The following is a 12,546-nucleotide window of genomic DNA, read 5'->3' as shown; positions in this document are numbered from 1 at the left end:
AAATGAGAGTTGCAATTAATGGTTTCGGTAGAATTGGTCGTTTAGCTTTTCGTCAAATGTTTGACAAGGCTGGTATAGAGATTGTTGCGATCAATGATTTAACAAATCCAAAAATGTTAGCACATTTATTAAAATATGATTCCGCTCAAGGTAGATTTTCAAAAGCAGCTGTTACAACTGCAAAAGATGATGCTATTGTTGTAGATGGTAAAGAAATTAAAATATATGCTGAAAAAGATGCAGCTAATTTGCCTTGGGGTGAATTGAAAGTAGACCTAGTATTAGAATGTACAGGTTTTTATGTATCAAAAGCAAAATCACAAGCTCATATTGATGCTGGTGCTAAAAAAGTAGTTATTTCAGCTCCTGCTGGTAATGATTTGCCAACAGTAGTTTTTGGTGTTAACCATGATATATTAACTGCAGATGAGAAAATTATCTCAGCTGCTTCTTGTACAACTAACTGTTTAGCACCTATGGCTAAAGGTCTTCATGATTTGGCAACAATTGAAAGTGGATTTATGACAACTATTCATGCTTACACTGGTGACCAAAATACTTTAGACGCGCCTCATGCTAAAAATGATTTCCGTCGTGCAAGAGCTGCAGCTGTAAATATTGTACCTAACTCAACTGGTGCTGCTAAAGCTATTGGTTTGGTAATTCCTGAACTTGCAGGTAAGCTAGATGGAGCTGCTCAGCGTGTTCCTGTTCCTACTGGGTCATTAACAGAACTAGTTGCTGTAGTGTCTAAGAGTGTAACAGCTGAAGATGTAAATGCTGCTATGAAAGCCGCTGCTAATGAATCTTTTGGTTATACAGAAGAAGAGTTGGTATCTAGTGATATCGTAGGAATTTCTGAAGGATCATTATTTGATGCAACTCAAACTAAAGTTACTTCACTTGGAGATAAGTCTCTAGTTAAAGTTGTATCTTGGTATGATAATGAAATGTCATATACAAATCAAATGGTAAGAGTAGTAGAGTACTTTGGAGCTCTGTAAACACTTATAGGTGGTATAAATGAGTTTTCTAACATTAAAAGATGTTGATCTTAAGAATAAGAAAGTCTTAGTTCGTGTTGACTTTAATGTGCCTGTCAAAGATGGCAAGGTTACAAGCAAAGTCAGAATAGAGGCAGCTACTCCAACTATTCAGTATATTTTAGATCAAGGTGGAGCAGTGATTTTAATGTCACATCTTGGTCGCCCTACAGAAGGCGAGTATGACTCTCAGTTTTCACTTGAACCTGTTGCTGAAGCATTATCCCAAATCATCAAAAAACCAGTTAGATTTGCTAAAGATTGGCTAAATGGTGTTGATGCTAAAGCTGGTGAAATTGTTATGTGTGATAATGTACGTTTCAATAAAGGTGAGAAAAAGTCTGACGATGAGCTATCAAAAAAAATAGCAAGTCTTGGTGATGTGTTTGTTATGGATGCATTTGCTACAGCTCATAGAGCTCAAGCATCGACTTATGGAGTAGCTAAGTATGTGCCTGTAGCGTGTGCCGGTCTACTTTTGGCTAATGAAATCAAAGCACTAGAAAAAGCTTTGAAGGCTCCTAAGAAACCAATGGCTGCTATAGTTGGTGGATCTAAAGTTTCAACAAAGTTATCTGTTTTACACAATCTTCTTGATAAGGTTGAGATTCTTATTGTTGGTGGAGGTATTGCAAACACTTTCATAAAAGCTGAAGGATTTAATATTGGTAATTCACTATATGAAGAAGATCTAGTTGGTGAAGCTAAAGATATCTTGGCAAAAGCGAAAGAGTTTGGTGTAAACATACCTGTACCGGTAGATGTAAGAGTTGCCAAAGAGTTTAGCGAAAATGCTGTTGCAGTAGTTAAAGATGTTGCTGATGTTGCTGATGATGAAATGATACTAGATATAGGTCCAAAGTCTGAAAGAAATATTGCAGAGCTTTTAAAATCTGCTAACACTATTCTATGGAATGGTCCTGTAGGAGTATTTGAATTTGATAATTTTGCAGAAGGTACAAAAGCTCTATCATTAGCGATAGCTGAATCAGATGCTTTCTCTGTTGCAGGCGGTGGTGATACTATTGCAGCGATTGAGAAATTTGATATTAAAGAAAAAGTGTCTTATATATCAACTGCTGGTGGAGCATTTTTAGAGTTTCTTGAAGGTAAGAAACTACCTGCTGTAGAAATATTGAAAGAGAAAGCAACTATATAACTGTAGGTTATTTATATGAGAAGAACGAAAATTTTAGCTACGCTTGGTCCTGCTAGTGAATCTAGAGAAGCGTTGACAGAGATGATTAAAGCAGGTGTTAATGCGGTAAGATGTAATTTTTCGCATGGATCTGCTGAAGATCATCGTAAAAGAGTTGATCTGATACGTCAAATTGCAAAAGAACAAGATACTTATGTCGGTATTTTAGCGGACTTACAAGGTCCAAAAATAAGACTATCGAAGTTCAAGAATGGTTCTGTGATAATCAAGAAAGGTCAAAAATTCACACTTGATGCAGATCTTGGTATCGAAGATGGTGATGAAAATACAGTTGGTATTGACTATAAAGAGCTCATTCAAGATGTTAAGAAGGGCGATATACTATTGGTGGATGATGGTAAAATTGTTCTAGAAGTTGATTCTGTTAAAGGTAACAAAGCTGTAACAAAAGTTGTTATCGGTGGTAAAGTTTCTAATAACAAAGGGATCAACAAAAAAGGCGGTGGACTTACTGCACCAGCTTTAACAGATAAAGATAAGCAAGATATCAAAGTAGCAGCTATGCTTCAGGTGGATTTCTTAGCTGTTTCATTTGTTAGAGATGGCAAAGATATGGAATATGCTCGCCAGCTTGTTAATGAGGCTGGTTGGAAGCCTGCAATGGTTGCTAAAATCGAGCGAGCAGAAGCCGTATTAGAAGATAACCTCAAAGGCATTGTTGACGCTTCTGATCTTGTGATGGTGGCTCGTGGTGATTTAGCTGTTGAAATCGGCGATGAAAATGTCCCTACTGTACAGAAATTAATTATTAGTACAGCCAGAAGAAATGAGAAGGGTTCTATCACAGCTACTCAAATGATGGAGTCAATGATTGAGAATTCATCTCCTACTCGTGCTGAAGCATCTGATGTAGCAAATGCTGTATTTGATGGTACTGATGCAGTGATGTTATCAGCTGAAACAGCTGTTGGTAAGTATCCTGTTGAAACTATTTCTGCAATGTCAAGAATTTGTGAGTCTGCAGAAAGAAGTAAGTATACGCATATTACTAAAAAGCAAAAAATTGCTGATTGTGATAGAGTGGATCATGCTGTATCAGTCGCTGCTGTTAAAATAGCCAATGACATTGGAGCAAAAGGTTTAATTGTATTGACAGAGGGTGGGAATACTTCACGCTGGATGTCACGTATAAATTCTGATTTATCTATTTATGCACTATCACGTAATGCTACAACATTAGGAGCAATGACATTGTTTAGAGGAGTTGTTCCTCTATATTTTGACTCTACTAGAATGTCTAAGCTGTATGTCAATAGATCTGCTTCTATGGAGTTGGAAAGCAGAGGCTTGGCCAAGGATGGTGACATTCTTGTTTTAACAAGTGGTGATAGTATGGGTGTACATGGAAGCACAAATAAAATTAAAGTAATAATTGCAGGTCAAGTAAGATAAGGAGATAAACATGGCTTTAGTTTCATTGCGTCAACTATTGGATCATGCTGCAGAGCATGGATATGGGTTGCCAGCATTTAATGTAAATAATCTTGAGCAAGTAAGAGCTGTTATGGAAGCTGCTGATAGAGTTAACTCACCAGTTATTCTACAAGGTTCTGCGGGTGCAAGAAAGTATGCAGGAGCTCCATTTATAAGACACTTAGTTCTTGCAGCGATTGAAGAGTATCCTCATATTCCAGTTTGTATGCACCAAGATCATGGTACATCTCCATCTGTTTGCCAAAGATCTATTCAATTAGGTTTTTCATCTGTAATGATGGATGGCTCATTAAAATCAGATGGTAAAACTCCTTCTGATTATGAGTATAATGTTAATGTTACAAAAACTGTTTCTGATATGGCTCACGCTTGTGGTGTATCAGTTGAAGGTGAGCTTGGATGTCTTGGTTCATTAGAAACTGGACAAGCAGGAGAAGAAGATGGTGTTGGTGCTGAGGGTACTTTGTCTATGGATCAAATGCTTACAGATCCAGAAGAAGCTGCTGATTTCGTTAAGAAAACAAAAGTTGATGCTTTAGCAATTGCTATAGGTACTTCTCACGGTGCTTATAAGTTCACTAAGCCACCTACAGGTGATGTACTATCTATTAAGAGAGTAAAAGAAATTCATGCAAGAATTCCTGATACTCACTTAGTAATGCATGGATCATCTTCAGTACCTCAAGATTGGTTAGAAGTAATCAACACTTATGGTGGTGCTATGGGTGAGACTTATGGCGTGCCAGTAGAGGAAATCGTTGAAGCAATTAAGTATGGTGTGCGTAAGGTAAATATTGATACTGATTTACGTATGGCTGCTACTGGAGCGATTAGAAGATTTATGGCAGAAAATCCTGCTGAATTCGATCCACGTAAATATAATGCAGTAGCAAAAGCAGCAATGTCAGAAATCTGTCAAGCTAGATATGAAGCATTTGGTAGTGCTGGTATGGCTAGTAAAATTAAGCCAATTTCACTTGAAACAATGTTCCAACGTTATGAAAGTGGTGAACTTGATCCAATCGTGAAATAATATTTCTTTCTAATTTTTCTATATTTTCAGCAAGAATTTTTTTAATTAGTTACATTAATTTAGCTTGGTATTCTTAATGGTTTAAGAATGTTAAGATTCTGTATATTTATAATTTATACATTTTGATAAAGCTTGCGACAACGCCATTTGTCCAACCGAAGCCATCTTGTACTATATATTCTCCACCACCAGCATTTGCTTTGGGATCAACTACATCATACTTTTCACGGATTTTTCCAGTCTCTTTAAATTTCTGATTAACTGTATTTACAAATCTTTTAGCAATGGTTTCTGCAAGCTTGTCAAAACCATAATTTCTTAAACCTATAACAGCTTCAAAATGTAATGGTGCCCAGCCATTTGGAGAATCCCATTGTTGAGAAGTATTTAAAGTTGTTGTAATAAGTCCATGCTCTGTTAAAAATTGATTTTCTATAACCTTAGCTACCTTTTGAGCCTGTTCTTGAGTAGCTATACTTAAGAATAGTGGTGTCACTCCTGCTAAGCTTGTAATGCTAGTAATCTTATTTGTCTTAGTATTTAGATCATAAAAAAAATCTTTTTTATTATCCCAAAAAGTATTTTGGATAAGTTTTTTTCTTTTTTCAGCTAACTCTAAATATTTAGTCGTTTTTTCTTGGTCTGAAATTTCAGTGAACCATTTACTTAATAGATTCTCTAATCCATATAGATAGCTATTTAAATCAATAGGTAGAATATCTATTGTTTGAATAGTACTAAAGTCATTTGTATTAGCAAACCAACGACTAGAAAAATCCCACCCAGATTCACAAGCTGCACGGATGTTACGATAGAAGTCTGGTTTATTTGTTATATTTTGCGCATGCTCAATATCTTCGCGATATGATTCTGGTCTAGGGGTGGTAGACTCATCCCAATATCTATTTAAACCGTTTACATTTCTTTGAGTATTCATCCAAAATGAATATTCTTTTTCTAAAGTTGGTAAATATTTTTCAATAGCGGAAATACCTAGTTCTTGATATAAGATATTTACGATTAAGTAAAATAGAGGTGGTTGCGAACGAGTTAGATAGTATTTTCTATTTGCATTTGGTACAAAGCCAATAGTATCTATTAAATATGCAAAGTTATCTGCAATATCTTTAATCATCTGTATTTCGCCATCAACTCGTAAACCTTCACAAGTAAAGTAGCAGTCCCAATAATAAACCTCTCTAAATCTTCCACCAGGGATTATATAAGGTTTTGGAAGTGCTATAAGAGAACTTAGCGAGTTTTTTTCATCTGATGATTGATGTAAAAAATGCCACATTTGTTTGATATAAGATGATAGAGATAATTCTTTACTATTATCAAAAGTTTTTTCCGATACTGGAGGGTAAAAGTTATCCTCAACAAAAGCCTTAAGATCAAAATTATCAGAGTCTCTAAGTTTTCTGTAATCTTTTAAGATATCTTTAGAAGATCTTTTAGGAGTCATATCGACAAAGTATTTTGAGTCATTAAAACATGGTTTTAATTGAACTGCTTCAAAAAGTTCACCTGATAGTTGTATTAGTTGTTCTTGATTATTAGACATAATTATTTATTCCTATGAAGTTTAGCATAAGGAGGTATTAATAGTACTAAAAGTGCTATAGGTATAAGTACACAGTAAAATGCTGTTACACCACCAAAGTGTGCAAATATTTCACTAATTATTCTAGAACCAATAGTACCACCTAGAGCAGAAAATATGATTATTAAACCAGCCATAGCACTTTGTAAGTTCTCAGGTTGGCTACTAAGAATGCTTGAACATAATGTTGGATATATTGGAGCCATGAAAAAACCAATCATAGGAAACAGTAGTGCTATAACTATAGCCATATAAGAATCTGTTTTATTAGTATCTATTAGTTTAGATAGTTGTAGGGTTGATACTATTAATATTCCACAGCATATAAGGCCTATGATAATAATTACTTTCCAGTCAATCTTTTTCATTATGAAGCCAAAAGTGATTCTACCAGCAGCTATGCTTAAAGCAAAAATACTTGCCATAAAGACACTGGTTGATGTAGAAAGGTGAAGTACTCTAGTGTTAAATGTTGGAAGCCAAGATTGTACACCTTGCTCGATAAATACATAAAAAAATACACTAATTATAAATAACATCACAATTGGTAGTTTTATGAGTTTTAGCATACTTAAAGTATCTGCTAGAAAATTAGAATTTTTAGATGTTTGTACTGCTGATTCATCAAGTTTGGTAAATAAAAGTAGCAAAAATGCAACTAAGCATAAGCCAGCTAATAACCAGTATGTGCCAAGCCAGTTACCAAAGTGAATAAATATGCTAAATACAAAAAAACATAAAACAACCCCAACCTGAAAGACACCCTCTAATAGACTCATTAAGCTAGCATGTGCTTTTGAGTCATTGGTAATTAATCCAACAGTTGAATATACAGATACTTTGATAAGAGCAAAAGCTACGCCTATTAAAACAAATAGTAGTTTAGCTGTAAAGAAACTATCTAGGCTTGCCATGGTAATACATCCTGTAGCAATAATTGCTAGTCCTAAAAGCATAGCATTCTTATAACCAAATCTTGGAATAAATGAACAAATAGCAAATGAAACTATTGCTATAGTAAGATCTTTGCATGCCTCAAGAATACTTGCTTGAACTTCTGTGACCTGATAATGAGTGACCGATTGTAGAATCACAATACCAACACTATTAAGTAAAATAGCGCTAATAAAGAAGATGAGAAATAGCGAAAGCTTGAGCTGAAAGTATTTCATATGATTAACAAAAAATTGTTTCTAACTTTAGGATAAACAAAGTTATATATGTAAACAAGTCTAAGAAAGAGCAATTCTAAAATGTAACATGATTTCAAAAATTGAAATAATCAGTGTCTGTAAATTAGCTAGTAGGTTATAATAAAATTAAGATTTTACTATTGGGATATCAAGGATGAATGAGTATAAATACTGTATTGGAATTATGTCTGGAACATCGCTAGATGGAATTGATGTGGCTTTATGTAAGATTAAAGGCCATGGACTGGATACTGATATTAAATTAGTCAGTTTTAGAACATATTCATACTCAGAAGATTTATTAAACGATATTAAGCAGTCTTTAGATTTAACAAGAAGTAATGTTCAGCTATTATGTAGTCTTAATTTTAAGCTTGGAATTGAATATGCTAATGCTGTAAAGAAATCAGTAGCTGTAAATAACCTAAAATTAGAAGATATCGAGTTCATAGCTAGTCATGGGCAAACTATATATCACCAGGCAAAAAAAGAAGATGGATTTATTAAATCATCATTACAGTTGGGTGATGCTGCGACGATAGCTTATGAATGTAAAACAACAGTTGTGTCAAATTTTAGAGCCGGAGATATTGCAGCTGGAGGAGATGGAGCCCCTTTGGTACCTTATGTGGATTATATCCTTTATAGTGATAAAAATAAATCACGTGCTCTACATAATATTGGTGGAATAGCTAATACTACAATTATTCCTAGAAATGCAAATATTAATGATATATATGCATTTGACACTGGTCCAGGTAATATGATGATAAATAGGGCAATGGAAGTTTTGTTTAATCGAGATTATGATAAAGATGGCGAAATAGCAGCTTCTGGTACAGTTATTGTAGATATGTTGCAAGAGCTTTTGCAAAATCCATATTTAGCTCTGAATCCACCAAAATCAACGGGTAGAGAGCTTTTTGGTATTGGGTATACAGATTATATTCTTGATAAATATAAGCAAAGCAATCCTAAAGATATAGTTCATACGTTAACTATATTTACCGCGGAGAGTATAGCCAAAGCATATAATGATTTTGTGTTTGATAAAGTTGAGTTGGATGAAATAATTTTCACTGGGGGAGGGGCGTATAATATATTTTTGATAGAAACTATTAAAAAACTGATAGATGTCGAAGTCTTCACATTTGAAGATATTGGGCATAGTAGTGATGCAAAAGAAGCTATAGCCTTTGCTGTGTTAGGAAATGAAACTCTTAACAATAGCTATAATAATATTCCATCGGCAACAGGGGCAAAAGATAGAGTGATATTGGGGCAGGTTAACTTTTTCTAGTAAGAGTTTATAAAAATAGTAGATGGATATTAGTGTTATAGGACAATAGTAGGGCGTACATATTTTTTTAGTTCTTGATTTTGAGCTATTATAGTTACCAGAGCTTGGCTTGATCTCTCCTCATTGTTTGTCATACCAACCTCAAGATCAAGTGTAGCTTCTGTTAGACACTCAACAATTTCTTTAAAAGCTTTGACAGGTATTCCACAAACATTATCGACACCATACTTTTTTAATATCTTATAAACATTTACATTTACTAGCTTTGTGTCTCCTGCTCTTAGTTCTACAGTTCCAGAAGAAATTTCAGCTCTTAGTCCAATAGTGAACTTAGCTACATTTGTATTTGTCGATGCTTCTTGTTTAAGTATTCTAAACCCAACAAAATTATCAGTGGTAAATCTCTTATCATTATTAGCTTTGTTTGATATCTGCTTATATAGTCGTCCTACACTTTGTTGTATTGCTTTATCTTCTTTATTTTTGTTATTGATATCTATATTAAGGTCACCTAAGGTTTGTTCATTAGCTTTCCAACATGATTCTATGACTAAAGATGTCGTAAATCCAAGTTTGCTGATATTTTCTATCAAACCGTTTAGCATATCCTTGTTTGTTTTATCACTTAAGTATTTAAGAAAATTCAAATATGGGACACTACTATTAACACAGGCTTGCTGCATTTTTGTAAGACTCTCCATAAAACCTTCAATATTTACACAGCCATTGAAAAAATGTTCAAATATTTGCGACTCATATTCATCATTAAAATTAAAGTCTTTAGTTAAGTTTTTAAAATCAAAAGAACATAAGAACGTGATTATGCTGTTAAACATTTTTAGATGTTCATCAGATATATCTACACCATTTAATCTTCTTTTCTTTATGAATAGTTTTTTAAGCTCTAAGAATTTAACAAGGAACATATTTCTAAGTCTAATAAATCTAAAAGCAGTTTTAATTTGTAAATATTGAGAGCGAGTAGTTGAGTTGTGGAAGTCTGCTATCATTCCCAGATATGCAGAGAACTCTTGACATAGCAAATAGTCTAGTTTGTATAACTTCTCTTGTACCCAGTACTTAAAGTCTTGTTCTGCACTACTAAAAACATGAATGCCACTACTTGTCCATTTTTGTTTTCTTAAAGCAACTATTCCTCTAAGAGCATTGTTTAGAGTAATGGAAATAATCCTTTCAATGCCATCTTCTAGTCTTTGCTCAATTCCTTCTACAGAATCATAATTGGAATGTTTAAGACACTCTTCCATGAGAGCAAAATATATATCTAGATAAATATCACTCTTGTTATTACCGTTTTCAATTATTCTAGTGACATTATCTATAATGTTATAGTCATAAGTGTACTGCTCTTCTAAAATATTTATATAGTTCATAAGATTTTGATAGACTGGTACGTTAAAAGATGAGCCAAAATATATAGCTGAGCTAGTAGTGTTTTCATACTCACTATCTAAAGGTTTTTTCTCTAGAAGTCGACATAATGAAATATATGAAATGTTATTTGTTGATTTTATTCCGGAACCATTCTCAGAGGCCAAGAATTCTTCTAAGGCCTTTGCTGGACTAAAGTCTTTGCTTTTAGAAGGTTCATTAGCATTAATATAATCTATGATTTGTTTTTTTAGTTCTTCATTCGATTTTCTTTTATCTAAATCATATTCTTTAGATACTTGACCACCCTTGGTACTATCTTCTGTAGATGCTAAAGCAGTTATGAGAGAGGCTTTTTTAGAGTTAAACCATGAATTTTTAGATTGAGAATCCATTGAGATTTCAATATCAAAATCTTGAGTGTAATTTAATATCGTGTTTTGAATAACTATAGCATCAGTTTCTCTTGAATCAGTAGCATCTTGGAAGTTGAAGGTATCTGATAAAAAGTTATCTACTTTCTGAGGATCTGCAACTGGATCAACTCCTGGGTTAGGATTAGCAATGTCTTGAGCATGTCCAGATAACCTATCTAAAAAAGTTTCTCTTCCTAAGTTTAGCTTAGCAAGGTCATCAACATTATTATTTGCTATTGTAACAGGCTTATAGTTAGTTGAATTATTTCTAATACCTTTAACATGGTAATAATCTTTTAATCCTTTCCCTGAAATACTTTTTTCATGTAAACTCAACTTATCTTGAGTGCCTTTGGTTAGGCTTTTATCAGGTACTAATAAGCTTCTATCAAATGGTATCGCTACATTTATTGTACGTATTTTAGAATAAGATTTCCTATCAAAAACACAAAGTCGTGCTTCAACTTCTGTTTTTAGAGTATCTATGGAATCATAAATAGGATTAAGTTGCTCTGATAGTGTACCTTCGCGATTAGTAAACTCAAGATTTATGATTTCATCGTATTCTTTGATTTTTTCTCTATATTTTTTTAGCTCATCTGAATCATGTATTTCTAGAGAATTTACTTTATAACCAGCTTTAGCACTGATTTCTCCCAGTTTAATATAATGTCCAGATTCAGTAGTAGTAACTACAAATCTAGGATCCGATTCTGACTCTTGCTGACGTGAGCCAGTAATGATGTTATGTTTAGGTTTTGCAACTTTACCTTTAATAATTTTTCCACTTTCTAAAGTACCAAATTTTTCTAATGAGTTCGTAGGGTTTTTCGTTGCGTAACCTTGATATATGTCCTTGTCAAAGAAAAGTCTGTTGATATCTTCTAAAGCAATATCTTTGACCGCAGTATTTTTTTCAGAGACAATATCAGGGATTAGCATTTTATCATTTGGTGTTATAAGTCTATATGACGCTCTTAAGCAACTGATTTTATGTTTGAGATCGATTAGGTTTAATGTTGCCGTAGCAGACCAGTTAGATGCTAGAATATCTGCAATTTTTTTACTGTCTTCTTTGACAGGTTTTCCATCTTTGTCAAAAATTTGCTTACCATTTTTATCGAAAGAATCAACTTGAGCTCTAGTGGGCTTATATGAAGCGTTACCACCTAATGTAAATCCTATAGTGTGTTCGTAAGAGCAACAAAAACCACTTAGATTGAGGTAAATAGGCATGACATCGTCAGTTCTATGATTCTGAAAATCATATATTGGTAGCGAGGTCCATAGGCAAAGATTACCATAACCATTAATTGACTTAGCAAATGATGCATTAAAATCTACGCCAAAGTTAGCATCTACTTCACTTGGAAATTTATCTTCGGTATTTGGATTTATCTGTTTTTTTATAGCATCAATTAGCTTACCGATACTTCCAGCAGCTTTTAGTTTAAACTTTAGAATAAATGGATTTACAGTATTTATGTAAGCTACATTACCTCCACCAAGCTCTTGATCATTAGACTGCTTGATAAAAAACTGATATTTTTCATCAAGAGTTATACTTTTCCATGATTGAACACGTTTATCATTTGCTTTGAGCTGCCAGTTACTAAAGATGCTTAAATCATCAAGCTTACCCAAGTTTTTTTCGTAAACTTCTTTTTTAACAGCATCATAGCCTTTTTCCATTGCATCTTGTAAAGAATGCTTTTGTCTAATTACGATTTCCTCTTCAAAAAAAGCTTGTCTTGCTCTACTATTGAGGAAGTATGCTCTAAGAAAATCTTTTTTTGATGTTTTGGCATAAGCGTATTCTGTAGAATCATCAAAGTTGTATTTATTGATAATATCATCAACACTATTTGCATCGTTAAAGTTTGATGTCATTGGTTCATACTTTGGCATAAAAT

Annotated in this window: 8 protein-coding genes; 5 read left to right on the top strand and 3 right to left on the bottom strand. The window is 33.6% G+C overall.

Annotation, left to right across the window (positions count from 1 at the left end; genetic code table 11):
- The first annotated feature begins 2 nt into the window (after nt 1–2).
- From gap to fba, 4 genes are read left to right on the top strand one after another with little or no spacing between them, the layout of a single operon-like run.
- Nucleotides 3–1,004, top strand: a complete 1,002-nt coding sequence (gap, locus tag FQ699_RS00110) for a type I glyceraldehyde-3-phosphate dehydrogenase (RefSeq protein WP_004287378.1) — start codon at nt 3–5, stop codon at nt 1,002–1,004.
- A 19-nt stretch (nt 1,005–1,023) separates the two neighbouring features.
- On the top strand, nt 1,024–2,202 hold the full coding sequence (locus FQ699_RS00105) for a phosphoglycerate kinase (protein WP_146420608.1): 1,179 nt from the start codon (nt 1,024–1,026) through the stop codon (nt 2,200–2,202).
- 15 nt (nt 2,203–2,217) lie between these two features.
- On the top strand, nt 2,218–3,654 hold the full coding sequence (gene pyk, locus FQ699_RS00100; protein WP_146420607.1) for a pyruvate kinase: 1,437 nt from the start codon (nt 2,218–2,220) through the stop codon (nt 3,652–3,654).
- Between the two features lie 10 nt (nt 3,655–3,664).
- Nucleotides 3,665–4,729, top strand: coding sequence for a class II fructose-bisphosphate aldolase (fba, locus tag FQ699_RS00095; protein WP_013922760.1), 1,065 nt, complete (start codon nt 3,665–3,667; stop codon nt 4,727–4,729).
- Nucleotides 4,730–4,835: 106 nt separating this feature from the next.
- On the opposite strand, the gene FQ699_RS00090 is transcribed toward fba, so the two are convergent.
- The gene (locus FQ699_RS00090) at nt 4,836–6,293 is read right to left on the bottom strand and encodes a trehalase family glycosidase (protein ID WP_146420606.1); all 1,458 of its coding nucleotides are present in this window, start codon (nt 6,291–6,293) and stop codon (nt 4,836–4,838) included.
- A gap of 2 nt (nt 6,294–6,295) precedes the next feature.
- Complete coding sequence (locus FQ699_RS00085) at nt 6,296–7,426, bottom strand: MFS transporter (protein ID WP_257217868.1); 1,131 nt, start codon at nt 7,424–7,426, stop codon at nt 6,296–6,298.
- Nucleotides 7,427–7,679: 253 nt separating this feature from the next.
- On the opposite strand from FQ699_RS00085, the gene anmK reads away from it, so the two are divergent.
- Complete coding sequence (anmK, locus tag FQ699_RS00080) at nt 7,680–8,825, top strand: anhydro-N-acetylmuramic acid kinase AnmK (RefSeq protein ID WP_146420604.1); 1,146 nt, start codon at nt 7,680–7,682, stop codon at nt 8,823–8,825.
- A 35-nt stretch (nt 8,826–8,860) separates the two neighbouring features.
- Here the strand turns inward: anmK and FQ699_RS00075 are convergent, their stop codons facing one another.
- Complete coding sequence (locus FQ699_RS00075; RefSeq protein ID WP_146420603.1) at nt 8,861–12,541, bottom strand: hypothetical protein; 3,681 nt, start codon at nt 12,539–12,541, stop codon at nt 8,861–8,863.
- Nucleotides 12,542–12,546: the final 5 nt, after the last annotated feature.

Source organism: Francisella salimarina, assembly GCF_007923265.1.
In the GTDB taxonomy this organism is placed as follows: Bacteria; Pseudomonadota; Gammaproteobacteria; order Francisellales; family Francisellaceae; genus Francisella; species Francisella salimarina.
The sequence above is the reverse complement of the archived record's forward strand: the minus strand, read 5'-3'. Positions and strand labels throughout refer to the sequence as shown.

Bases quoted from the DNA above. Each gene is read 5' to 3' on its own strand.
- gap (WP_004287378.1), top strand. From the start codon at position 3: ATGAGAGTTGCAATTAATGGTTTCGGTAGAATTGGTCGTTTAGCTTTT.
- FQ699_RS00105 (WP_146420608.1), top strand. From the start codon at position 1,024: ATGAGTTTTCTAACATTAAAAGATGTTGATCTTAAGAATAAGAAAGTC.
- pyk (WP_146420607.1), top strand. From the start codon at position 2,218: ATGAGAAGAACGAAAATTTTAGCTACGCTTGGTCCTGCTAGTGAATCT.
- fba (WP_013922760.1), top strand. From the start codon at position 3,665: ATGGCTTTAGTTTCATTGCGTCAACTATTGGATCATGCTGCAGAGCAT.
- FQ699_RS00090 (WP_146420606.1), bottom strand. From the start codon at position 6,293: ATGTCTAATAATCAAGAACAACTAATACAACTATCAGGTGAACTTTTT.
- anmK (WP_146420604.1), top strand. From the start codon at position 7,680: ATGAATGAGTATAAATACTGTATTGGAATTATGTCTGGAACATCGCTA.
- FQ699_RS00075 (WP_146420603.1), bottom strand. From the start codon at position 12,541: ATGCCAAAGTATGAACCAATGACATCAAACTTTAACGATGCAAATAGT.